This window comes from Actinosynnema sp. NPDC037264 (genome assembly GCF_055603705.1).
This window is the reverse complement of sequence record NZ_JBVJVK010000025.1, coordinates 89,574-112,087: the sequence shown is the minus strand read 5'-3', so window position 1 is coordinate 112,087 and position 22,514 is coordinate 89,574. Positions and strand designations below refer to the sequence as shown.

The window sequence follows — 22,514 nt, the reverse complement described above, 5'->3', positions numbered from 1 at the left end:
CGCCACCACATCACCCGACGCCGCCGCGGTCGCGGTCGTCGACCGCGCCACCGCCGTCAACGTCCCGGCCAGCGCCAACGTCGCTATCGCCAACATGAGCACCGCCGCGCGGACTCTCAAGCGGCCTGAACTGATGATCACCAGGGCTCTCCTTTGAGACGAGGTGTGGAGACGAGAACACCGAACGACGATCGGTGCGGTCTTCCTAAAGTTTCGAGCAGACCGCCGAAACGTGTCAATGAATCTCGGCGTCTCGGTTCAGTTCGCGGTCTCACTTGGCGCTCGCCGGACGCGCGCGGCGGTCACGGGTCGCCGACCCGTGACGCGGTGGCGGAGGCGTCAGTTCCGGCCGGTGAGGAGGAAGCGGAGGTACCGGCGGTAGGTGATGGGCCGGAACGCGTCGGCGCGCGTGACGCCCTCGGCGGCGGCCCGCTCGGCACGTTCGAGGCGCACGGCGGCTTCGGCCACCGACCGGTCGTGGTCCACGCGGGTGTGCGCGGTCGTCGTGTTGGCGGTCCTCATCTCGTCGGCGAGGGCGACCTGTCCGGCGCGCAGCTCGGCCCGCAGCTCGGCGACCCTCGTCTCGGCCTCGGCCAGCACCTGCCGGTGCTCGGTGTCGAGCCGGGCCCGTTCCGCGGCGAACCGGATCCGCAGCGCCCGCTGCTCCACCGGGGTCAGCGTGGTGGGTCGATCGGCCTCGGCCTCGGCGGTCCGCCGTTCCCGCCACTGGTCGATGAGCACCGCGGACACCTCGCCGACCCGCGCGGCGCTCACGGCGCGACCGTCGACCAGGACGAAGATCGCCACCCGGTCGAGGCCGTCCGCCTCGTAGCGGACGCCGACGAAATCGGCCGCGGTGCGGATGCCGACCGCTTCGAGGTTGGCGATCTGCTGGGGCCCGACGCCCTCGACGCCGGCGGTCGCGAGGCGGAACTTCGCCAGCTCCGCGCGCAGGTGCGCCTTCTGCCGCCGGACCAGCAACCGCTGCTCCTCCAGGTGCATCCGGGCCGCCGATCCCTGCCGGTCGCGGTCGATCCGGTCCAGGTGCTCCTTCACGGTCCGCTGGTGCGCGCGGAGGCGTTCGTCGTGCCACTGCTGCAGGTCCCGGCGCCGCCGGTCCTGCTCCGCCTTGGCCCGCTCACTCGCCTCGGCGACCTGCCGGGCCTCCCGGTCGACCCGCGTGGCGTGGGCGGCGGCGGCCAGGCGGGCGTCGGCGAGCCGGTTGCGCTCGGCCCGCGCGGCACGGGCGCGGGTGGACTCGGGCTGACGCCGGTAACCCGCCGCCGTGGCCGCCGCCCACGCCAGCACCGCGGACACGTCCGCGACCGCGAGCGCCTCGTCCACCAGGATCGCCGCCGCCCCGCCGAACGGCAGCAGCACCGCGAGCACCCACGTCAGTGCGGCCAGCGAGGCCGGGCGACGGCCGAACCGCACCGCGGGTGGCGGCGCGGGCAGGTGCGGTTCGAGGCGTTCCGCCAGCCACGAGGGCAGGCCGGGGCCGACTGGCTCCACGGCTGCGAAATTCCCGCCCGATGGCTCCACGTCGCCGAGCCGTTCGAGCGGCGGGGGAGCGGCGCGGTGGTGGAGCAGGATCTCCTGGAAGCGTTCGGCGAGCCCGCGCAAGCGCGCGTCGGGGTGACCGGTCAGCGTGGCGAGCCGGAACGAGCCCGCCGGGTCGACGAAGTCGGACTCGGCGAGCAGCAGGTGCTCGGCGTCCTCGTCGCGCAGTTGCCGCCACAGCGAGGGGTCGGTCGCCAGGGCCACCAGCGACAGGTAGACCACCCAGGACGAGAACCGGTCGACCTCCGGGCCGAACTCGGCCGCGGTGCGGTCGGGCGACTGGTAGTTGCGGTGCCCGGTCTCGGCGGCGGGCAGCCCGGCGAGCGCGGGCACGTACACGCCGTCGTAGTCGACCAGCTTGATCGAGCCGTCGGCGGTGATCAGGAGGTTGCCGTGCTGGAGGTCGCCGTGCCCGACGCCCGCCGCGGCGAGCCGGTCGACCAGGTCGGCGAACCGCTCGGCGACGCGCGAGACGGCCGCGGAGTCCTCGACGTGCCGGTCGATCCAGCGCAGGAGGTTGACCGCCTCCACCCACTCCATCCGCAGCACGGGGCGCCAGACGCCCTCCACGAGGATGCCCGGGTCGAGGTAGTCGAAGCCGACCGCCCAGTCGTCGTCCAGGCGCGCCAGGTGCTCGCCGACGGCGCGGTAGCGGGCCGCCTGCTCCGGCGCCTCGCGGGTGAAGCACTTGATCGCGTACCGGGTGCCGTCGGTGGCCGTGACCGAGAAGACGCCGGCGAAGTTGCCGGAGATCGCGCGCGGGCGGCCCAACGCGTCGACCCGCACGTCGGCCCCGGCGAGGTCCATGCCGCGGAAGCACAACGCGGTGTCCTGCAACGCCTCGACGTAGGTCGCGCCCGACGGCCACGCGCGGGCGGGCCCGTCACCCGAGGTCGACGTGGACGACGGTGACGTCGTCATTGCGCATCAACCCCTCCGCCCGTGCGGTCGCCAACCAGGCCGTGAGCCCGTCGAGATCACTGGATCGCGTGAACTTCGCCAGCAGCTGCCACGGTCGGTCACCTCGGTCCGCCGCCCGCAGGAACCAGGCCGCGAGCGCGTCCGTGCAGAGGAAGAACCCGTCGCCGCGTTCCGCCGTGCCCGACGCCGTCCGCACGTGCCGGGCCAGCAGCTCGTGGTCGCGCTGGAACGCGTTGACCAGGCCCGGCGCGTTGTCGAACGCCTCCGCCGACTCGATCGGGAACGCGCGCAGCAGCCGGTCGTCGCGGGTGTGGAACAGGCAGCTGTCACCCAACGCGGCGACATCCCACCGGGTCGACCCGGACGGCTCGGTGTCGAACCGCGCGGCGAGCACCGCGGCGTGCGGGCCGCGGTCCAGCTTGGGCTGCTCGTACCAGGCGATCGGGCGGTCGTCGGCCTCGCGCGCGGCCACGTAGTCCGCGAGCCACTCGCCCCACGCCTCCCCGGCGCGCACCAGCGCCGCGGCGAACCGGTCCACGTCCCGCAGCGCGCAGTCGTCGTCCCGCGCGGCGTCGGTGGTGGTCCGCGTCAGCAGGTCGGCCCACTCGCCCGCGAGCAGGCTCTCCGACGCGCCGTCGGCCACGGCCGCCAGCACCGGTCCGTCCGGCGCCGCCTCGACGTGAGCGGCGTCCTCGCATTCCCGCGCTGTGTTGCCCTGCTTGGGCACGCGGAGGGAAGAGGTGACCATGCCGCTGCTCAGCGCAGGTCCGTCGCACGGGTCCCGATGTCCAGGAACTGCACGAGCGAGGTGATGTCGGCGTTGTAGACGAACCCGCGCGCCAGGTCGCCGGCCGGCACGCCCTGCTGGAGCGCGTAGAAGCGCATGTGGGGCGGCAGCAGGCTGGACATGCCGAACAGGGTGCGCGCGTAGGCGTCCGGCAGCGCGCCGTCGGTGTCGGGGAACGTCACCGGCACCGCGTCGGCGGCGGAGACGTGCAGGTTGAACAGCAGCGCCGCGCCGTCCGCGGTGACGTGCGTCTGCACGCCCCACGCGGCGCCGGCCGGGTCGCCGTCGGTGGACTCGCCGTCGGTCAGGTTGAGCACGATCGGCGGGAAGCCGTCCGGGTGCCGGGACACCCAGTCCGACACCAGCGACTCGGCCGAGGCCAGCGCGCGGCACATCGGCGTGGCGCCGTGGGCGACCGGGTCGACCCAGACCGGGAAGCGGGTCGTCGTCTCGACCAGGCCACCCGCGCCGTCCGGCACCTTCTTGGTCCGCTTCTCCACCCGCGCCGGCTTCTCCGCGACCTGGCTGAGCGGCACGAGGTCGCGCCCCGCGAGCGGGCCGGTGAACGCGGAGCCGACCGCGTGCCCGTAGCCGATGACGGCGACGTGGAAGTAGTCGCGGACGCCTTCCTCCTTGGCGCACTTCACGCTCAGCTCGGCGAGCAGCCGGTTGAGCGCGTCGGCGACCACGTCGGCCTTGCGCTGCCTCCCGCCGCCGATCGGGTCGTTCATCGACGCCGACTGGTCGACCAGGAACACGAAGCAGGACGGGTTGGCGCGGCTGATCTCGGCTGTGTAGGTCACGAAGGGTGTCCAGCTCTCCCACGGCACGGTGTGCGGATCACCCGAAAGGCTAGCGCTATCGAAGGCGGGCGCGTCCGGGTGTCACCACTCAGCCCTCCGGCAGGATGCCGCGCCGGAACGGTTCGACGCCGACGGTGTGCCGCACGCGGGTGGGCTCGACCAGCACCATCACCCGCCGTTCGCCGGGGATCCGCCACTCGAACCGCTCGGTCCCGAGGTACTTGCGCGCCAACAGGTCCATGCCGCGCTCGGCCTCGTCGCCCACGACGAACCGGACCGCGCGACCCCGGATCTCCATCCGGTCGTACGGGTTCTCGGTGCTCACGCAGGACAGGGACAGCCGCGGGTCGCGGCGCAGGTTCTCCTCCTTCACGCGGCCGAGCGCGGTGTTGAACACGACGTGGTCGCCGACGAGGTCGACCCACATGGGCGTCACCTGCGGCGAGCCGTCCGGGTTCAGCGTGGCCACGTGCCAGAAGGTCGGCGCTAGCAGCCGTGCCTTGACCTGCTCGTTCAGTTCGTGCACGCGGGCTCCTGGTTCGGGCCCGGATCGGTCACCGCCGGGCAGTCGGTCCGGGTGCGGGTGGGGCTCATCGTCCACGTGGTCGTCGCGGGCCGGTACCCCATGCCGCCGCCGTCCTCGGTCGCGAAGAACACGTCGTCGCCGCCGTTGACCGGGACCATGCGGAACTCGCCGCCCTCGGCGACGCCGACCTCGACGCGGTAGGCGAACGGGCCGGTCGTGCCGGTCAGGTCGAGCACGACGTCGAACCCGGCGTCGGCGCCCGGCTCGACCTGGTGCCGTTCCTCGAAGGTCACCGGCCCGGAGCCGCTGTTGACGCGGAAGCGCGCCTCGGCCGGTTCCGGGAACGGGGGCGTGGCGCCGGGGCGGGGCAGGCACACGAGCCGGACCACGGGCGCGTGCTCACCGGGGTAGGGCGTCGGGTCCGGCACGACCCGCATGTAGGTGCTCTCGATCGTGGTGCGGCGGTCCGCCGAGAAGGTGACGGTGTGCGCGGCGTCGCCGACGGGGAGCGCGCCCTCCCGCAACGCCCAGGCGTGCAAGGCGCGGCAGTCCGAGACGTCCTCGGGCGGCGTCCGCCGGGCCACGTCCTGCGACGCCATCAGGAACCACCCCTGCTCGGCCTCGCGATCGCTGATCCGGACGCCGACCCGCACGTCCGCCCCGGTCGTCGGCGTGCCGGACGAGGACGACGGCGCGTCCGGGCCGGACCGCCGCAGGAGCACCAGGCTCGCGACGAGACCGGCGGCGACGCACACGGCGAGCACGGCGGTCGTTCGGGTCTTCACCGGGGCATCCCTCCCGTGCCACGAGGTCGTCCGTCCAGTTTGTCTCCGGGGCCGGCGGTGGTGCTCGGTGAACGCGACCGTCGGGTTCCGCAGGCCTTATTCTAGTACTAGAATAGGTGGGTGCCCTCGGAGCTGACCCCCGCCGAACTGACCCTGCTGGGTCTGCTGGTCGAACGACCCCGGCACGGCTACGAGCTGGAAGAGGTGATCACCGCCCGCGGCATGAGGGAGTGGACCGAGATCGGGTTCAGCTCCATCTACTACCTGCTGGGCAAGCTGCGCGACCGCGGCCTGGTGGCGGAGGTCGACCCGCGGGCGTCCGGCCGGGGCAGGGCCCGCAAGGTCTTCGGCCCGACCGAGGAGGGGCGCCGGGCGTGCGCGCGGGCGGCCGAAGCGGCGGTGGCCGAGCTGCGGCCGGTGTTCCCGCGCGTCCTCGTCGGGCTGGCGAACCAGCCCGTCATCCCGCCCGAACGGCTCCGCGCGGCCCTCGCCCACCGTGCCGCCTCGGTGGCGGAGAAGATCGCCGAGCTCCGCGCGGCCGTCGCCGCCCAGCCGCACGCGCCCCGCTTCGCCCGGGCGATCTTCGACTACTCGCTGGCCCAGTTGACGGCCGAACAGCACTGGCTGGCCGCCTACCAGGCCGAACTGACCGATTCACCCGACCAGGAGGACGGCGGACGATGAGCCCGGACCGCTACGACGTCAAGCGGGAGCTCAAGCAGCTCTACGCGCCCAAGAACACCGACTGGGCGCTCGTCGACGTGCCCGAGCAGCAGTTCATCGCCGTCGACGGTCGCGGCGACCCCAACACCAGCGCCGAGTACGCCGACGCCGTCCAAGCGCTCTACTCCGTCGCCTACACGATCAAGTTCGCGAGCAAGCGCGAGGGCCGCGACCTCGTCGTCGCGCCGCTGGAAGGGCTGTGGTGGGCGGACGACCCGGCGGTCTTCACCGCCCGCGCCAAGGACTCCTGGCACTGGCGGATGCTCATCAGCCAACCGGACTGGATCACCGAGGAGGCGATCGAGGACGCCAAGCGGGTCGCGTCGGCGAAGAAGGAGCTCCCCGCCGTCGACGGTCTGCGCCGGGAGGTCCTGCACGAGGGGACCAGCGCCCAGGTCCTGCACATCGGGTCCTACGACGACGAAGGGCCGGTGTTGGCCAGGCTCCACGACGAGTGGCTCCAGGCCAACGGGCTGCGGATGACCGGGCTGCACCACGAGGTCTACGTCGGCGACCCCCGCAAGACCGCGCCCGAGAAGCTCAGGACGGTGCTGCGCCAACCCGTTCGACCCGGCTAGGCGGGGTGCTCGGAGGGTCGGGGGAAGACGGCTCCGGTCAGCTTCTCGGAGACCTCCCACAGGCGGCGTGCCGTCCCGGCGTCCCGCGCCCTCGCCGAGCGGCCGACCAGCTTCGGCGCGCCGCGTCCCTCCAGGAAACCGCTCGGGCCCGCGTAGCTGTCGCCCGGGATGTCGGCCACGGCCGCGTAGAGCGTCGGCAGGGCGCCGTCGTCCTCGCTCTGGGCGAGCAGGCCGGTCGCGGCCCTCTGCGCCAGTTCGCGCACGCGTCGCCGACCGTCGGGCTTCAGCAGGTTCGTGGTCGCCAGGCCGGGGTGCGCGGCGGTCGCGATCACCGGTGAGCCGGCCGCGGTGAGCCGCCGTTGCAGCTCCGAGGTGAACAGCAGGTTCGCGAGCTTGGACTGCGCGTAGGCCGACATCGCCCGGTACGGCTTGCGTTCCCGGTTCAGGTCGTCGAAGTCGATCGAGCCCACCTTGTGGGCGTTGGACGAGACGGTGACGACGCGGCCCCGGATCCGCGGCAGCAGCAGGTTTGTGAGCGCGAAGTGGCCGAGGTGGTTGGTCCCGAACTGCAGCTCGAAACCGTCGGCCGTGCGGGTGAGCGGCGGGATCATCACGCCCGCGTTGTTGATCAGCAGGTCGACGGGGTCGGTGAGGTCGTCGGCGAACGCGCGGACCGAGGAGAGGTCGGCGAGGTCGAGCCGCCGGACCTCCACCCGCCCGGCCATGGTGGCGGCGGCCTCCCGACCCTTCTCGGGGTCGCGCACGGCCAGCACGACCCGTGCCCCTTTGGCGGCGAGCACGCGGGCGGCGACGCGACCGATCCCGCTGTTCGCTCCGGTGACGACGACGGTGCGGCCGGGCAGGGGAGGGACGTCCGAGGCGCTGAATGTTGTCATGAGCTACAAAGTAGGCACTGACAACTATGTTGTCAACGAAAACACCGTTCGCTAGGGTGGCCCGGTGCCCGAAGCGACCCCGGAGCGGCCCTACCACCACGGGAACCTGCGCACCGCGCTGCTCGACGCGGCCGAGCGCGGCTTGCGCGAGCACGGCGCGGACCAGCTGTCGCTGCGCGACCTGGCCAGGGAGATCGGCGTCAGCCACGCCGCACCGCGTCGCCACTTCCCGGACCGCCAAGCGCTGCTCGACGCCCTGGCCGTATCCGGGTTCGCCCGCTTGGACGCCGGGTTGCGCACCGCGTTGGCGGAGGCGGGCGAGGAGTTCCCGGCCCGCGTGCGGGCGACGATGACGGCCTACACCCGGTTCGCCACCGAGAACGCCGCGCTCCTCGAACTGATGTACAGCAGCAAGCACCGGCCGGGTGCGGAGCGGATCGTCGAGGCGGCCGAGGCGCCGTTCCGGCTGATGGACGACCTGATCCGACAAGGGCAGGCACAGGGCGCGCTCGAAGCGGGCGACCCCGAGCGGATCGGGATCGTGCTGTTCGCGACCCTCCAGGGCATCGCCACGATCATCAACGGCAACATCGTCAAGCCCGAGCTGCTCGACGGCCTCGTGGAGACCGCCGTCGACCAATTCCTGCGGGGCGCCCGCCCGCTCGGGTAACGCCCGCCCGTCGCGCGTGCGGTCGAGTCGTCCAATGCTCCTTTTCCGGCTTCACGTGCGGGTGGCTCTACTTTCCGTAGAATTTCCCTGGCGCAACGGGGTGACGCGCGCAGTCCACGGCGTCGAGAATTCGGATATTCCGGTTGGTCGGGCGCGGGCGGCGCGAGTCGAATGGCATCACTGGTACGGACGATTGACGCCCGAGGCGCGGGTGCGGAATTGTTGGCAACGGATCTACCGGTGGGCGACAGGAGGAACTGGGGTATGTCGGATTTCATCAACGTGCTCATCGTCATCGACGCCGAAACCATTATCGAGAATTACGGCAAGAACTCCGACCCGGACCGGCCGACGGCGATTCCCGACAGCAGCGACCTGATCTACATGACCGCGCGGCAGGACCACATCATCGGCTCTCCGGGCAGCGAGTTGACCGTCAAGGCGTCGCCGGACGACATCATCAGGTGGCGTGAGACGACGTTGTCCCTGAACTCCAAGTACACGAGCGTCCTCTACAAGTTCGACGCCTCGTCGGGGGCGAACCTGATCGACACGCCCGAGCCGAAATCGGTGGTCGTCAACGAGCCGTTGCCGAACAGCCACGACCCGTTGGACCCGACCACCCAGAAAATCAACAGCTTCTACTGGCAGTGCACCGTCCTGGAAACGGGGTCGGTCACCTACCACTTCAGCTTCATGATCCTCGACCACACGGGTGCGAAGCTGGGTTACTACTACTGGGACCCGTTCATCAGCATTCAGGACTGACGCACGTCACGAAATGGCGGGGAAGGCCTCGCGGAGTTCCCGCAACAGCACGTCGTACCGCCCGGGTCCGTAGGTGGCCACACTCGACCAGACCGCGTCGAAAGCGGCCACCATCGGGTCCGACTCCTGTTCGGCGAAGATCGCGGGCAGGGCCATCGCCTGTTGGCTGAAGTTGTCGTGGCGGCCGTCCAGCGTGGTCACCACCGTCTGGGGGACCCGCGGGTCGGCCATCATGCGGTCCCACGGCTGGAAGGTGTCCACGAACGGCGGTGGCAAGGGCTCGCCGCGGTCCATCGCGGCCAGGGCGGGTGCGATCCAGTCGACCTCGGCGAGCCCCGCTTCGGCGAACGCACGCCCGATCGCCCAGCGGGCCACCTGCCGCTGGACCGCCGGCTCCGCCCCGGCGAGCGCGTCCACCAGGGACCGATCGACCGACGCGAGGCTCAGCGCCGTGCCACGCAGTCGTCTCAACCGCTCGCCGGGCAGCCGCCCGCCCCACTCGCGTTCCTCCGCCTCCAGACGTGCCCGTGCGGAGGCCCGTTCGCGTTCTTCCCGCGCCCGGCGCTCGCTTTCGGCCTTCTCCTCGGGGGTCGGGGGAGGCGGCTGTTCACTGGCGTGCTGGTGCCGGTAGGCGGCTTGGGCGCTGGTCTGCTTGACGATCCGGTCCGGCTCGGGCGGGGGCGGGCCAGAACTGGAGCACGTAGCGCTCGGTCGACGGCTCGTCGTCCTCCCGGTAGATCATGAGGTGGCCCTCGTCCATCCCGGTCGCGCAGTACCGGACCCGGTAGTCGGTCTCGACCAGCCCTTCCAACGGCCACCACTGCTCGCCGCCCAAGGCGACCAGGTTCGCGGGCCCGGCGGGGCGGAACGACACCTCGACCACGTCCTCCCAGTCGTCGTCCAGCGGCGGCGGCCGGTCGTGCAGCTCCACGGTGAAGTCGACGTCACCGGTGTGCAGGCCGGTGACCACGGCCAGCGCACCGGGGATGGCGGCGCCGCACAACCCGTTGACCTGGCCGCCGAAGCCCGCCGGGCTGCCCGTCACGTCGCCGCTCTCGACGAAGACCTGGCTGTAGTGCACCCAAGCGCCGCTCACCAGCGTCCGCACCGGTGAACTCCTTTCCTCGAAGTGGTCGGTCCGGTTCAGGCGAGGTCGGGGAAGGACTCGCGCAGCTCGGCGAACAGGGCGCCGTGGCGACCGTGGCCGAACGTCAGGACGCCCGCCCACAGCGCCTCCAGCGCGGCCCGCAACGGATCTTCCCCGTGCGCGGCGAAGAGCGCGGGCAGGGCCATCGCCTGTTGCAGGACGTCGCGCTTGCCGTCCAACGAGGTCGTCACCTCCGGCGTGATCCGCCCGTCGGCGAGCAGGGAGTCCACGAGCTCGGCGGGCGCCCCGTCGGCGAACGGTGGCGGCAAGGGCTCGCCCCGGTCCATCGCGGCCAGGGCGGGCGCGATCCAGTCGACCTCGGCCAGCCGGGCCTCGGTGAACGCACGCCGGGCCGCCCAGCGGGCCACGTCCCGCTGGACCGCCGGACCGGCCTCGGCGATCGCCTCGCCCAACGGGCGGTCCAGCCCCACCACCAGCAGCGGGATCCCGCGCAGCCGGCGCAGCCCTTCCGGGGGCAGCCGCCCGCCCCACCGCCGTTCCTCCGCCTCCAGTCGTGCCCGCGCGGCGGCGCGGTCCTGTTCCTCGCGCGCCCGGCGCAACGCCTCGGCCTTCTCCTCGGCGGTCGGTGGCGGTGGCTGCCGGGCGGCGTAGCGGTGCCAGTAGGCGGCGTGCTCGCTGGTCCGCCGGACGACCCGGTCCGGCTCGGGCGGCGCCGGCCAGAACTGGAGCAGGTAGCGCTCGCGCGACGGGCTCGGCGGATCCGCGGCGCGCGCGTCGTCCATCCCCACCGCGCAGTAGCGGACGCGGTAGTCGCCCGGCGTCAACCCGTCCAACGGCCAGGAGTTCTCGTACGCCCAGCTGTAGAGCGCCGTGGCCCCAGAGGGGCGGAAGGACACCTCGACCACGTCCTCCCACTCCTCGCCCACCGGCGGCGCCTGGTCGTGCGACTCCACGGTGAAGTCCACCTCGCCGACGTTCGTGCCGGTCATCAGGAACAACGTGCCGGGGACCGCGCCACCGCACAACCCGTTGGCCTGGCCGCCGAAGCACTCGTCCATCCCGAACGAACCCTCGCCGCCCGCCACGTAGAGCTGCCCGTAGTCCGCCCAGGCCGTGCCGCTCATCAGCGTCCGCACCGCGACTCCCTCCCCGAAGATCCGGTCGACCGACATCATGGCGGAGCCCACCGACAAAACCGGGCGACCCGGACGAGTCGTGAAAGTCATTCGTTACGGCGGAGCCGGGGTTTTCACCCGGAGCGCTGAATCCGAGGGCTCCCGGCTAACCGCGGCCCGGCCCGGCGCGACGTCCCCAGTGCGCGCCGCGTTCTGCTCCGCGCCGTCCGATCGCGACCGGGTCAGCGGCCCGTGTGCTCATCAGGTGGGTGAAGACCATGCCCGTCGTGCGGGTTGCCCGAGACGACCAGTACGTGCTCAACCACACCACGCGCTTCCTCGCCCGCGACGCGGGCGACGTGGCCGAGCCGTTCCACCTCCCGGTGGTCGACACGCACTGGGACGGTTCGTCGGCGGAGACGTCCTACCGCTTCAACGACGTCACCTTCGCGCACCGCGACGACCAGGCGCGCGAGGTCGGCGTGGTGGGCACGTTCGGCGACCTGCACACGCCCGTGCCGCTGCGCCCGGTCCGGTTCCTGGACGAGCCGACGGGCCTGTGGGCGGTCACCGTGCGCGTGGGCAAGGGACAGGTGCACCGCTACCGGTTCGCCGTGGACGGTCGGTCCGTGCTCGACCCCGTGAACCCGCAGCGGCAGCGCACTGACGACGGCCGGGAGTGGTCGCGGTTCTTCACCCACGGCTGCGCCGTGCCGATCAGCTTCGACCGCTGGGAACTGCGCCTGCTGGAACGCCTGGTCACGCAGGTGCTGCCGTTCCAGCTCGCCGAGAACCGGCGGTTCCTGGGCGACTTCTACCACCGGCTCAGCCGCTCCGAGCGCGACCGGCAGTTCCCGCTGGCGTTCCTGCTGGACGAGTCGGTCGGCGTGGTCAACTTCATCGACAAGCTGCTGGCCCGCGAGGAGCGGCACAACCTCGACGACTACAAGACGTGCCTGCGGCTGGTCGACGGCGTGCTGCGCGCCCGCTTCCCCGGCCGCGAGCCCGCCGAGCTGGGCAGGCAGGCGTTCATGGACCTCTACGACGAGCTGGCCACGAACGCCGTCCCCGGCTGGGACACCGGGCGGTACGGCGAGCCGCGCCACTTCCTGGTCCTGCTCCGCCGCCACGCGATGACCGGCGCCTTCGCGCACCCCAAGCACGGCGGCAACAACGGCGCGGCGGCGTGGGCCTACCTCGCCGAGCGCTTCGAGTTCGACTGGCGCTCGGCGCTCGAAGCGCCGCTGGGCCGCAACACCGACTACCGGGGATGAGACCATGGCCGACGAGACGTTCGACGCGGTGATCATCGGCAGCGGCGCGGGAGGCGCGCCGATCGCCCACACGCTGGTGCGGGCCGGCAAGCGCGTGCTGGTGCTGGAGAAGGGGCCGCTGTTCCACGCCCAGCACACCAGCCCCGACGGCCTGTCGGACTTCAAGCGGGACGAGGAGTTCGCCACCGGCGCGGAGAAGGTGCTCCGCGTCCAGGGCGTGGCGAACACCGGCGCGTCGTTCTACTCCAGCCACGTCGAGCCGGACCTGAACGACGAGCCGCACGTCTACCGCGACGTCGACGGCCGGGACAAGGTCACCATCGAGGGGTACACGGCGCAGGTCGTGGGCGGCGGCACGCAGCTGTACGGCGGTGTGTCGCTGCGCTTCGCGCCCGACGACTTCCGGCTGCGCACGGTGAACCAGGGGCGTTCGGACCTGCGCGACGACGGGAACGGCGACGTCGCCAGGGAGGCGCGCGACTGGCCGTTCGGCTACGACGAGCTGGAGCCGTGGTACTGCCGCGCCGAGGACCTGGTCGGCATCAACGGCACGCGCGACGGTCAGCTCAAGCCCGTGAGCGTGGACCACTACCAGAAACCGCTGGAGCCCAACAGCATCAGCTCGCACGTCGCCACCGGGATGGACGCGCTCGGCTACCGCCGCTACCGCACGCCGTTGGCGGTCATCACGGAGGACCACGTGCCGAGCGGGCGCACGGTGCCGCTGGACCGCGAGTCGATCAAGACCGCGTTCGTGAACCGCTACGGCGACCCGCTGGGCCTGAAGTCCAACACCTGGGTCTCGCTGCTGCACCCGATCTCGACCGAGCCGGGGTTCTCGTTGCGCGCGAACTGCGCCGTGACGCACCTGTCCGCGACGGGCTCGCGGGTGACCGCCGTGCACTACCGCGACCCGCTCGGCCGCGAGCGCACGGTGAGCGGCGCGGTCGTGGTGGTGGCGTGCAGCGCGATCGAGTCGGTGCGGCTGTTGCAGCTGTCCGCCGCGCTGGACGCCGGTTTCGCCGCCCGGATCAACGGCAACGACCTGCTCGGCCGCTACTTCCTGACGCACTGCTTCGGCGGCGCCTCGGCCCGCGTGCCGGGCCGCCACGACAAGTCCCGCACGCTCGACTCGGACTGGGCCACCGACGCGTGCGCCGCGCCGGAGTTCGTGCGCGCCAACAACCTGTGGGCGGGCGGCGCGATCTACAACAACACGTCGGACTCGGCGCTGCCGATCAGCATGGCGCGCACGTGGGCCGCCAACGACATGGACACGATGTGGAAGGGCTACCTGTACGACCTGGACATGCGCGGTGACGCGTTCGACGGCTACCTGACCGAGAACTTCGGCCGGCAGCTGTCGGTGGCGTTCATGGCCAACCAGCTGCCGCTGCCCACCAACCGGATCACGCTGCACCCGACCGTGCGCGACAAGTGGAACCGGCCCGTCGCCCACATCGACAAGGGCTGGCACGCCCACGACCGGGCGGTGATGGACGTGCTGGCCGAGCAGTGCCGCCGCATCCTCGCCGCCGGCGGCGACGGCGTGCAGGTGATCGGGCACGGCCACGTCGGCAACGACGTGCGGCGCATCGCCAACCACGTGCTGGGCGGCGCGCGGTTCGGCACGGACCCGGCCGACTCGGTGCTCGACCCGGACTGCCGCGCGTGGCTGTTCGACAACCTCTACGTCACCGACGGGTCGTTCATGCCGACCTCCGGCGGCGCGAACCCCACCCTGACGATCCAGGCCAACGCCTTCCGCGTCGGCGACCTGCTCACCACGAGGGTGTGACGGCCATGGACCCCGCGTTCGACGACATCTTCACCCAGCCGGAGAACGAGATCTTCCGGGTCGTGTTCTTCCCCGACCGGATCTACCACTCGCGCTACCTGCACGCCTCGCGCAGTCCCCGGTACCGCTACGACGTGGACGAGGTCCGCAACGGCCCGGACATCACCGCCATGAAGGGCAGCGTCTACCTCGACGGCACGCGGCTGTGCAGCGTGCTGCGCCTGGAGTACCGCGCCGGACGGCTCACCGAACTGGTGCGGGAACGCGGACGCCGCCTCGGCGCCTCGGTGAACGCGTGGGTGCGCCTGCTGCCGGACGACGCGGCGCTCACGGCGGACGCGACGGTGACGTTGCGCTACGACAAGGCGGTGGACGCGTACGCGGTGGAGATGTGGGACACGCTGGAGCCGCCCGAGCACACCCACCACGACTACCGGGTGCTGCCGCTGATGGGCGCGAACGCCCCGATCACGCGTCCGCCGTCGCTGTCGTCGGCGTTGGTCGACATCAAGGCGCTGCGCCGGCTGGAGGTGGCGTTCAGCGAGGTGGCGATGACCACGCCCACCGGCCACCCCGTGCCGGACGTCCAGTGGGACAACAACTTCCTGCGCTCGCACCAGGAGCCGCGCGACCCGTCGCCCTCCTCGGACCGGAACACCGTGCGCGACCTGAACTACCTGCTCGACTACCAGCGCGCGTGGTTCATCCCCGACTCGGCGCAGGTGCCACCGGTGCGCTACCGCAACGCGATGATGGACGCGGACAACCCGGAGGCGGGCGACGGCAACGTGCTGGACATGCGCTGGCTCGTGCAACGCGAGCTGGGCGGCGACCTGGTGTTCTTCCACGAGGTGACGATCCCGCCGGGAGTGGTGGAGGGCACGCACCGCCACATCGGCTCCGAGGAGCTGTACTACGTCGTGTCCGGCCGCGGTCGGGCCTACCTGGGGGTGGACGACGACCCGGCCGCGGCGGGCCAGCCGGTCGTCGAGCGGCACGTGTACGGCATCGGCCGCAAGCAGTGCCGCGAGGTGGCCGTGGGTCCGGGCAGCACGCTGTTCACCAAGAGCGGCGGCATCCACGGCATCCGCGCGGACGGCGACGAGCCGTTGAAGTTCGTGGCGTTCCTCTACCAGCCCTGAACCCCTGAATGGGAGGTGACCCCCGTGCGGATTCCCCAAGGTGACGCCGTGCGCCGCGTCGAGCCCGGTGCGACGCCGGACTACTCGTCGGACAACCCGCTGGAACGGCTGCTCACGGTGGTGCAGGAGACCCGGCTCGCCGCCGAGCTGGAGTGCTACGCCACGCCGTCGTTGCAGTACGTGCTGCCGCACGAGTGGCTGGAGCTGTACGGGCCGAGCAGCCCGAACACCGACGTCCTCGACCCTGCGGCGCAGGACTTCAAGACCGACTTCCAGAAGCAGAACGTCGCCGACTTCCGGTTGGGCGACACCAGGGCGGTGCGCGGGTGGGCGTTGGCCGGCGACTGGACCGGGCCGTTCCTGCACCTGTCCTACCGGGCCGGGCCGGACAGCGCGCTGGCTCGGGCGCACGGCGGTTCGCTCGGCGACCGGGTGCTGGTGGAGGTGGAGGTCGAGGGCGGTGGCCGGGCCGAGGTGGAAGCCCCTTACGACCCGGACAGCGGGCGTTACGCCGTGGAGCTGTGGGGCTACCGCGGTGACGACCTGGAGTCGCGGGTCGGCACGCGCGGCAGGCAGTCGCTCAAGCTGGGGATCCTGCAAGCACGCCCGGACCTCGCACGTGGCGCGCCGGACGCGTTCGGCCGTGCCGGGTTGGACGGCCGGGACGTCCGCGAGGTCGCGCCCGACCACCTGCTGCACCCCGTCCGCCCGCTGCGGGTCGTGCTGCGGTGGCGCAGCGCGGACCGTTCGGCCGAGGTCGGGCCCGTGACGCTCGCGTTCCAGATGGTGGTGCGCGGGTGGGACGCGTTCCTGGAGGTGGGCCGGAGCCCGAACCCGCACGGCGGCATCGGGTTTCTGGAGTACCGCAACCTGCTGTCGAACTACTTCCGGTTCACCGGCTCGGGCGAGCTGGGGCGGAAGCTGGAGCCGTACAACCTGGACGGCTTCGGCCGCAAGGGCGCGGGCGAGGAGCCGTTCCTGGCCGTCGAGTACATGGACCTGCACGTGCTGGACGCCGGGTGCGGCATCGGCCTGCACCGGCACCGGGACAACTCCGAGGCGTTCCTGATGCTGGAGGGCGAGGGCTGGATGGTGATCGGCGACTGGGCCGAACCCGACGCCCGCGACCGGTGCTTCGAGGTGCGCCTGCTGCGGGCGGGCCACCTGGCGCTGCTGAAGGGCGGCAACCTGCACGGCCTGGCCAACCCGTCGGACCACCAGATCTCGCTGTTCATGTTCGGCGGCTACGACTGACCACCGGCCACCGGGTTCGTGACGCCGAGCTCCACCAACAACGCCCGCGCCTCGGGGCGGCACAGCTCGCTCCACCGCGCCAACGCCCGTGCCGCTTTCACCCGGAGGTGGCGCGGGACGGCCGGGTCGTGCGCGATCTCGCGGGCGACGACGGCGGCGGACTCGCGGTGGTCACGGCGCAGCTCGGCGGAGGCCGCGGCGGCCCGCAGCCGGGCGCCGGGGCGGAGCACGCGGTCCTGTGCCAGGTCGCGCAACGCGATCGCGCCCTCGGCCGGGTCGAACACGCCGATGGCCTCGAACACCTGGATGCGGACCAACGGGTTCTCGGCGGTGCGGAACTGCCTCAACAGCGGCACGACCTGTGCCCGCAGGTCGGGTCGTGCCGCCCCAAGCCTGCGGGCGGCATCGACCCGGGGCAGGACCGGCAACCCGTCGTCCGTGGCGATCTCCCACAGGCACCCGGCTCCGAGTTCGCGGCCCCGTTCACCGAACGCCATGAGGTCGTGGGCAACTTGCCGCCGCAGCGCAGGTCGACAGGTGGGATCGGTGGCGATGCCGTGCAGGGTGTGAACGGCGGCGGCGCGGTCGCCCACGGAGTGGTGCCGGATCAGCGTCGCGGCCTGCCACCGGATCGCGGGTGACGTCCGCCCGTCGTCCCGCACGGCTCGCAACTGCCGTAGACCACCTGACCGCCTCAACGCGTAGAGCGTGTGCAGGCGGTCGGAGTCCGACAGCCGGCCGGCCTCCGTCAAGTCGTGGAGCACCGGGACCAGCCGCTCGGGGGTGTCGCCGGTCAGGACGCTGATCCGGCGGGCGGCACCGGCCCGGTCGCGCGCGGCTTCGGCGCCGTTGCGGGCCGCGGTGTCGTCCTCGGCCATCAGGTGCCCGCGGCCTGGTCCCTTCAAGCCGATGAGCGCTTGACGGATGTTGAAGCGCAGGCTCCGCGACCACGTCGTCTGTTCGAGCACCCGGACCGCTTCGGAAGCCAGGCGAGGTGACAGCCCCGCAAGCGCGGTGGCGGCGCCGATCCGGGCCGCCGGCATCGTCTCCACTGCGGTGATCACGGCGCGGAGCACCGCTGCCGCCTCGGCGGCGAGCGCGGGCTCGTGCCACTCGCTGAGGCCACCGACCCGCTGCGCCGGTGATGCGGTGTGGTCGGCCAGGAGGTCGCGTTCGGCGCGGAGTCGGTCCTTGCCCCACAGCGAGGGGATCAGCTGACGGCGTTCCCTCGGGCGGGCCGCCGGATCGTCGACGACCGCCTGAACGAACCGGGCTACCTTACGATCGCGGGGTACGCGGTACACCAGCCATTCGAGTGCGTTCGCACGTTCTTCGACGGTGAACTCCGGGCTCGTGGCGAACCTCCGCAACGAGGAGAAGGCCACCTCGCCCCGTGCCGGGGCCAGCGTCATCAGTTGCCACGCGGCCTCGGCGCGGTCGCGCACCGGTTGTGACTCGTCGTCGAGCACCTGGGCGTGGAAGGCGACCGCCGCCTCGACCGTGGTCGGGTCGTGCTTGGCGAGCGTGCTCACGGCGTCCGTGCGCCACGTGAACTCCAGGCAGGTGTCGGCGGCTTGCTCGCGGATCTCCGAGAGCGCCTCGTCCCGCGAGCCGGGGTGCAGGTCGGCCAGCAGGGCGGCGGTGGACAGACGCCGGTGGCGGTCGGAATCCACATCGGTCAGGCGAGCCCGGAGGGCGGGCACCAGGTCGGCACCGAGATCGGCCAACGCCTTAACGCGGGATGTCCACGTCGTCGCCGCTGTGTCGGCGTCCTCGCGCATCACCAGGGCGATCGCGGTGTCGATTGCGGCCGGCTCCGCACGGGCCAGCGTCACGGCTGCGTCACTGCGATCCGACAGGGGCAGCAGGTCATCCGTGACGACACGTCGCAGGCCGTCCACGACGACCGGGTCGGACCGGTGGTCCAACACCTCCATCGCCTTTGCCACTTGGCACAGCGTGGTGGCGTTCGCGTCGGGGTCGTTCGCCCGCGCCCGCAGCGCGGCTACCACCTCGGCGCGCAGACCCGCGCCCAACTTGCGGGCGTCCCTGGTCATCATGAGCAACCACGAGTCCGGCAAGATCCGCCCCTCGATCATGCGCACGACCTCATCGACGACCTGGCGCCGGTAGGGGCGTCCCAGCATGATCAGGGCGGACGCCGCGCTGTGCCGTGCCGAGCCGTCCCATCCCGGGTCACGCAGCACGGCGATCATCGCGGTGGCGTGCGCATCGCGGTCAGTGACGTCGGCGTAGTTGAAGGTCGGGTAATCGTGGTACGAGGCCCAGAGCCCTGCCTGCTCCGGCGCGACCAGTGACAGCACGGCGGCGGAGCTCCGCTCGTGGAACCCGGTGCCGAGGCGTCTCAGCGTGCGCCACGCCATCAACCGGGCGTCAGGGTCCTCCTGCCTAGTGGCGATCTCCGACAGGTGGCGGGCCACTTCTTCGTGGAACTCGGGACCCAGGCCGATCAAGCGCGAGCCGGCCTGGATGCGGACCGAGGCGTCGGTGGAGCGGTCCGTCAGCGTAGTGCGCAGGGACGTTACCGCCGGTGCGCGATAGGGCTCGCCCAACGCCGCCAAGGTGGCGAACGCCGACAGCCGGTCGGAGAATAAGGCCGTCGGGTCGGTGGTCACGCCGCGCAGCGCGGCTGCGGCCTGTTCCCGGTGCTCCGGGCCCAGGTCGGCGAGTTCTTGTGCAGCCCACAACCTACCGTTGGCGTCGGTGGTCCAGTCAGCGAGGATCGCTTGCAGGAGGTTCAAAGCCTCACCCTGCGCCCCCATGTCGGCAAGCAAACGGGCGATGTTCGACCGGGTAGACGCGAAGCCGAATGTCTTGGACAACGTGAGCAGGTGGTCGACGGCTGCTGCGCGGTGTTGTGGACCCAGTTCGGCGAGCGCCTCGGCGGCGGGGACCCGCCCGCCACGTCGATCGGAGATCAGCCTGGTCAAGGCGGCGACGGCTTCGCCGGAACGCTGCGGGCCCAGGGATGCCAGGCCCACCGCCGCGTCGCGCAAACCGGCGCCGAAGTCGGTGCGGGTGCGCAAGACCTCGCGGAACACGTCGGCGGCGCGCTCGTGGTGCTCGACGTCGATCTCGACCAACCCCGTCGCGGCGTGGACGCGGGTTTGGTCGGGGGCGTCGGGGTCGTCCAGCAGGTCGGTCAGGGCGGCGACGGCGTGGTCGCGTGACTCGCCGTCGAAGCCGGCGAGGACGACGGCGGCGTTGCGCGTTTGCTCGGCCGTGGCCGAAGGGGAGGCGAGGATGGCGCGCAGGCCTTGGTCGGAGGCGCGGTGGCCCTCCGGGCCGCACTCGGTCAGCGCTTCAGCCGCGGCGAGCCGGTGCTCCACCGGGATCGCGGAGTCGTCCACGACGCGGCGGAGCAGGCGGGCGGCGTCGGCGGACTCGGCGCCGCGGAGCCTGGTCGCGAGCGCCGCCGCCGCCTCGACCCGTGACGGCCAGGGCGCGTCGTCCGAGTCCATCAGGTCGCGCAGCCACGAGGCGGTGCCGGGGTGGTGGGCGGCACGGCTGGTCTGCGACAGGATCTTCAGCGCCGGGTGCTGGGTGGTCATCGCCCACGCCCGCACGGTGCCCAGGAAGCCGTCGACCGCGGCCGGGCCCGCGGGCAGGTGCCGGGCGAGCAGGCGGGCGGCCAGGAGGTGCTGGTCGGAGCCGCCCGCGTGCAGGTGCTCGAGGAGGCGTTCGGCTTCCGCCGGGTGCAGGCGGGTGTGGTGCAGCAGCACGGCACTGGCGTGGCGTCCCCGGTCCTCGGCGCGGGCGGCGTGCAGGAGGCTCGCGAAGTCGGCGTGCGCGGGGTCGAAGCGGTCGGGGAGCAGCCTGGCCCTGGCGGTGGCGGCGAGGTGCTCGGCGAAGCTGTGGTGCAGGAACCGGAGGTCCTCGCCGCGACGGCTGAGCGGACCCACGGCGGCGAGATAGGTGATCAGGTCGTCCTGCCACGTGCCGGCGAGGTCGGGCAGGTGGCGTGCGGCCCAGTCGTGCGCGGCGACGACGAGGGAGGTGTCGGCCTCCAGCCGCACGCGGCCGAGGTGCTCCAGCAGCGCGTCCCGCACCGGGTCGAACGGGCCGGGCTCGGCCGTGTGCGCGGTGCGCAGGTGCTTCAGGTACGCCTCGTACAGCTCGTACTGGTTGTCCGGCAACGGGCGGTTGCCCGGCTGCTCGAAGATGATCGCGGCGATCGTCGCCAGCAGCGGCACGCGCGCCAGCTCGTCCAGGTGGGCGGCGCGGATCTGGCGCACGAACCGGTAGGCGCGGTCCCGGTCGCCGAACCAGTTGCGGGCGAACTGCCGCAGCGCGCGTTCGTCGAACGGTTGCAGCTCGTAGCGGGCGGCGCCGATGCGCTGCAGCGGCGCCAGGGCCGCGCCCTCGATCGGCCGGGTGGTGACCACGACCCGGTAGGGCGAGGAGGGCTCGGCGGTCCACGCGGCCAGCACGGTGACCAGGCGGTCCCGCTCGGTGGTGTCGGCGACCTCGTCCAAGCCGTCCACCAGCAGCAGCCAGCGGCAGCCCGCGATCCGCCCCTCCAGGGCGCGCGGGTCCAGGGGAGAGGCGAGCAGGGCGCCGTACTCCACGCCGGCGCTCTCCGCGACCGCCTCCGGGAACGGTCGCCCGAGCCGGCCGGCCAGCTCCCGGGCCGTCAACCGCAGGGGCATCACCCGTTCCGCCATCGGCGCGGGTTCGCCGTCGTGGGAGAGCCACTGCTCGGCGACGTCGGCGGCCAGCCGCAGCGACAGCGTGGACTTGCCCTGCCCGGGACCACCGGTGATCACCACGTGGTCGTCGCGGTCCAACGCCTCCCACACGGTCCGGGTCGGCGCGCGCACGGCCAGGCGGGTGACCGGAGGGCTCGGCGGCTCGACGACCTGCCCGCGGCCGTCCACGATCGGCGCCGGTCGCGGTGGCTCCGGCGCGAGCTCGTCCACGCCGCTGCCCAGGTCCTGGCGCACGTGCACCGTCACCAGCGACGACCGGCGCGGGCCGGGTAATCGGTACGGCATCTCCCGGGCGGTGTCGACCTGCGCCCGCAGCAGGAACCGGACCGGTGCGGGCAGTCCCGACGACGCCGGCTCGTCCGGCGACCCCGGCCCGACCTCCGTGCCGGTCACGGTGATGTGCACGCCGCCGTGGATCGTGCCGGCCAGCACGGCGGGTCCCCGCACGTCACCGCCGATCCGGTTGACCTCGGTGGACCGAGTGCGCTCCTCCAACCCCGACCCCTTCCCGCCCGCGGTGAACGCATGGTCCCACGGGTTCCGAGGTCCGCGGATACCGTCCGCCGGGGTAGCCTTGCCGCCGCCGTCTGCGCTGGTCGCACCCGCTCCGCCCAACGGCACGACCAGCCGGACCGCACCTCGGGGTGAACCATGGAGTTCGACCGCAACGCCGCCTTCCCGACCTCGCCGCAGGAACCCGTTCGCGCGCCCGCCCCTCCCGCGCCCGCCCGCCCGACGCCCTCCGGCACGTCGTTCGGCCGCAGCCTGCTCGCGTCCTTGGTCTGGGTGGTCGCCGTGCTGGTCGCGGTGGTCGTGCTCGAGGGACTGCCCGCGTCCGAGTACGGGCTCGGGATGGTGGTCGGCCGACTGGTGGTGCCCTGCCTGGTCTCGGCCTGGCTGATCCGCCGGTTCTTCGGGCACAAGTGGTTGGCGTTCGGCTGGTTGGTGCTGGCCTCGCTGCCGACGTTCTTCGTCAGCTTCGTCGTGTTCGGCGCGATCCTCCTGGCCAGGCAGGCCTGAGCCGTCCAGCGAGGTCGTGCGCGCTCGGCTACCCGGTGCGCTCGACGGCGGTACGC

General features: G+C 72.4%; 19 protein-coding genes. 9 read left to right on the top strand and 10 right to left on the bottom strand.

What is annotated here, in order from left to right:
- Positions 1-339: 339 nt before the first annotated feature.
- From ACZ7GX_RS25525 to ACZ7GX_RS25505, 5 genes are all read right to left on the bottom strand, one after another.
- A complete protein-coding gene (locus ACZ7GX_RS25525) occupies positions 340-2,481 on the bottom strand; it encodes a serine/threonine-protein kinase (RefSeq protein WP_498780130.1) in 2,142 nt (713 codons plus the stop codon).
- Complete coding sequence (locus ACZ7GX_RS25520; protein WP_498780128.1) at positions 2,444-3,229, bottom strand: protein phosphatase 2C domain-containing protein; 786 nt, start codon at positions 3,227-3,229, stop codon at positions 2,444-2,446. Before ACZ7GX_RS25520 ends, ACZ7GX_RS25525 begins: the two co-directional genes overlap by 38 nt.
- A gap of 8 nt (positions 3,230-3,237) precedes the next feature.
- Positions 3,238-4,071: a vWA domain-containing protein gene (locus ACZ7GX_RS25515; RefSeq protein ID WP_498780127.1), complete on the bottom strand. Its 834-nt coding sequence runs from the start codon at positions 4,069-4,071 to the stop codon at positions 3,238-3,240.
- An 88-nt stretch (positions 4,072-4,159) separates the two neighbouring features.
- Positions 4,160-4,597, bottom strand: a complete 438-nt coding sequence (locus ACZ7GX_RS25510; RefSeq protein ID WP_498780126.1) for a PPOX class F420-dependent oxidoreductase — start codon at positions 4,595-4,597, stop codon at positions 4,160-4,162.
- A complete protein-coding gene (locus tag ACZ7GX_RS25505; RefSeq protein ID WP_498780124.1) occupies positions 4,585-5,382 on the bottom strand; it encodes a hypothetical protein in 798 nt (265 codons plus the stop codon). The genes ACZ7GX_RS25510 and ACZ7GX_RS25505 overlap by 13 nt, the downstream gene beginning before the upstream one ends.
- Positions 5,383-5,502: 120 nt before the next feature.
- On the opposite strand from ACZ7GX_RS25505, the gene ACZ7GX_RS25500 reads away from it, so the two are divergent.
- Together ACZ7GX_RS25500 and ACZ7GX_RS25495 are read left to right on the top strand one after the other, a co-directional pair.
- Positions 5,503-6,066 (top strand): PadR family transcriptional regulator, encoded by a 564-nt coding sequence (locus tag ACZ7GX_RS25500; RefSeq protein ID WP_498780122.1) that lies wholly within the window; start codon positions 5,503-5,505, stop codon positions 6,064-6,066.
- Positions 6,063-6,683 carry a GyrI-like domain-containing protein gene (locus tag ACZ7GX_RS25495; RefSeq protein ID WP_498780121.1) on the top strand — a complete coding sequence of 207 codons (621 nt, stop codon included), beginning with the start codon at positions 6,063-6,065 and terminating at the stop codon, positions 6,681-6,683. The genes ACZ7GX_RS25500 and ACZ7GX_RS25495 overlap by 4 nt, the downstream gene beginning before the upstream one ends.
- Here ACZ7GX_RS25495 and ACZ7GX_RS25490 read toward each other — a convergent pair.
- A complete protein-coding gene (locus tag ACZ7GX_RS25490) occupies positions 6,680-7,579 on the bottom strand; it encodes an oxidoreductase (protein ID WP_498780120.1) in 900 nt (299 codons plus the stop codon). The two genes, ACZ7GX_RS25495 and ACZ7GX_RS25490, sit on opposite strands and share 4 nt — an antisense overlap.
- A 64-nt stretch (positions 7,580-7,643) precedes the next feature.
- On the opposite strand from ACZ7GX_RS25490, the gene ACZ7GX_RS25485 reads away from it, so the two are divergent.
- Both ACZ7GX_RS25485 and ACZ7GX_RS25480 read left to right on the top strand, forming a co-directional pair.
- Positions 7,644-8,249 (top strand): TetR/AcrR family transcriptional regulator, encoded by a 606-nt coding sequence (locus ACZ7GX_RS25485; RefSeq protein WP_498780118.1) that lies wholly within the window; start codon positions 7,644-7,646, stop codon positions 8,247-8,249.
- A 264-nt stretch (positions 8,250-8,513) separates the two neighbouring features.
- Positions 8,514-9,017 carry an inclusion body family protein gene (locus ACZ7GX_RS25480; protein WP_498780117.1) on the top strand — a complete coding sequence of 168 codons (504 nt, stop codon included), beginning with the start codon at positions 8,514-8,516 and terminating at the stop codon, positions 9,015-9,017.
- Positions 9,018-9,023: 6 nt separating this feature from the next.
- Here ACZ7GX_RS25480 and ACZ7GX_RS25475 read toward each other — a convergent pair whose 3' ends face one another.
- The 3 genes from ACZ7GX_RS25475 to ACZ7GX_RS25465 form a co-directional block, all read right to left on the bottom strand.
- Positions 9,024-9,488 (bottom strand): hypothetical protein, encoded by a 465-nt coding sequence (locus ACZ7GX_RS25475; RefSeq protein ID WP_498780115.1) that lies wholly within the window; start codon positions 9,486-9,488, stop codon positions 9,024-9,026.
- A gap of 136 nt (positions 9,489-9,624) precedes the next feature.
- Positions 9,625-10,125: a hypothetical protein gene (locus ACZ7GX_RS25470; RefSeq protein ID WP_498780113.1), complete on the bottom strand. Its 501-nt coding sequence runs from the start codon at positions 10,123-10,125 to the stop codon at positions 9,625-9,627.
- Between the two features lie 35 nt (positions 10,126-10,160).
- A complete protein-coding gene (locus ACZ7GX_RS25465; RefSeq protein WP_498780112.1) occupies positions 10,161-11,261 on the bottom strand; it encodes a serine/threonine-protein kinase in 1,101 nt (366 codons plus the stop codon).
- A gap of 266 nt (positions 11,262-11,527) precedes the next feature.
- Here ACZ7GX_RS25465 and ACZ7GX_RS25460 point away from each other — a divergent pair, with 266 nt between their 5' ends.
- The 4 genes from ACZ7GX_RS25460 to ACZ7GX_RS25445 are packed head-to-tail and all read left to right on the top strand — an operon-like array spanning position 11,528 to position 16,708.
- The gene (locus ACZ7GX_RS25460; RefSeq protein WP_498780110.1) at positions 11,528-12,514 is read left to right on the top strand and encodes a gluconate 2-dehydrogenase subunit 3 family protein; all 987 of its coding nucleotides are present in this window, start codon (positions 11,528-11,530) and stop codon (positions 12,512-12,514) included.
- 4 nt (positions 12,515-12,518) lie between these two features.
- Entirely contained in the window at positions 12,519-14,312 is a 1,794-nt protein-coding gene (locus ACZ7GX_RS25455; RefSeq protein ID WP_498780108.1) for a GMC family oxidoreductase, read from the top strand.
- 5 nt (positions 14,313-14,317) lie between these two features.
- Entirely contained in the window at positions 14,318-15,454 is a 1,137-nt protein-coding gene (locus ACZ7GX_RS25450) for a cupin domain-containing protein (RefSeq protein ID WP_498780107.1), read from the top strand.
- A gap of 24 nt (positions 15,455-15,478) precedes the next feature.
- Positions 15,479-16,708 (top strand): cupin domain-containing protein, encoded by a 1,230-nt coding sequence (locus tag ACZ7GX_RS25445; RefSeq protein WP_498780106.1) that lies wholly within the window; start codon positions 15,479-15,481, stop codon positions 16,706-16,708.
- Here the strand turns inward: ACZ7GX_RS25445 and ACZ7GX_RS25440 are convergent.
- Positions 16,699-21,933 carry an NACHT domain-containing protein gene (locus ACZ7GX_RS25440; RefSeq protein WP_498780105.1) on the bottom strand — a complete coding sequence of 1,745 codons (5,235 nt, stop codon included), beginning with the start codon at positions 21,931-21,933 and terminating at the stop codon, positions 16,699-16,701. The two genes, ACZ7GX_RS25445 and ACZ7GX_RS25440, sit on opposite strands and share 10 nt — an antisense overlap.
- Positions 21,934-22,089: 156 nt before the next feature.
- Here ACZ7GX_RS25440 and ACZ7GX_RS25435 point away from each other — a divergent pair, with 156 nt between their 5' ends.
- Positions 22,090-22,458, top strand: coding sequence for a hypothetical protein (locus ACZ7GX_RS25435; protein ID WP_498780103.1), 369 nt, complete (start codon positions 22,090-22,092; stop codon positions 22,456-22,458).
- The last annotated feature ends 56 nt before the right edge of the window (positions 22,459-22,514 follow it).

Bases quoted from the DNA above. Each gene is read 5' to 3' on its own strand.
- ACZ7GX_RS25525 (WP_498780130.1), bottom strand. From the start codon at position 2,481: ATGACGACGTCACCGTCGTCCACGTCGACCTCGGGTGACGGGCCCGCC.
- ACZ7GX_RS25520 (WP_498780128.1), bottom strand. From the start codon at position 3,229: ATGGTCACCTCTTCCCTCCGCGTGCCCAAGCAGGGCAACACAGCGCGG.
- ACZ7GX_RS25495 (WP_498780121.1), top strand. From the start codon at position 6,063: ATGAGCCCGGACCGCTACGACGTCAAGCGGGAGCTCAAGCAGCTCTAC.
- ACZ7GX_RS25490 (WP_498780120.1), bottom strand. From the start codon at position 7,579: ATGACAACATTCAGCGCCTCGGACGTCCCTCCCCTGCCCGGCCGCACC.
- ACZ7GX_RS25480 (WP_498780117.1), top strand. From the start codon at position 8,514: ATGTCGGATTTCATCAACGTGCTCATCGTCATCGACGCCGAAACCATT.
- ACZ7GX_RS25455 (WP_498780108.1), top strand. From the start codon at position 12,519: ATGGCCGACGAGACGTTCGACGCGGTGATCATCGGCAGCGGCGCGGGA.
- ACZ7GX_RS25450 (WP_498780107.1), top strand. From the start codon at position 14,318: ATGGACCCCGCGTTCGACGACATCTTCACCCAGCCGGAGAACGAGATC.
- ACZ7GX_RS25435 (WP_498780103.1), top strand. From the start codon at position 22,090: ATGGAGTTCGACCGCAACGCCGCCTTCCCGACCTCGCCGCAGGAACCC.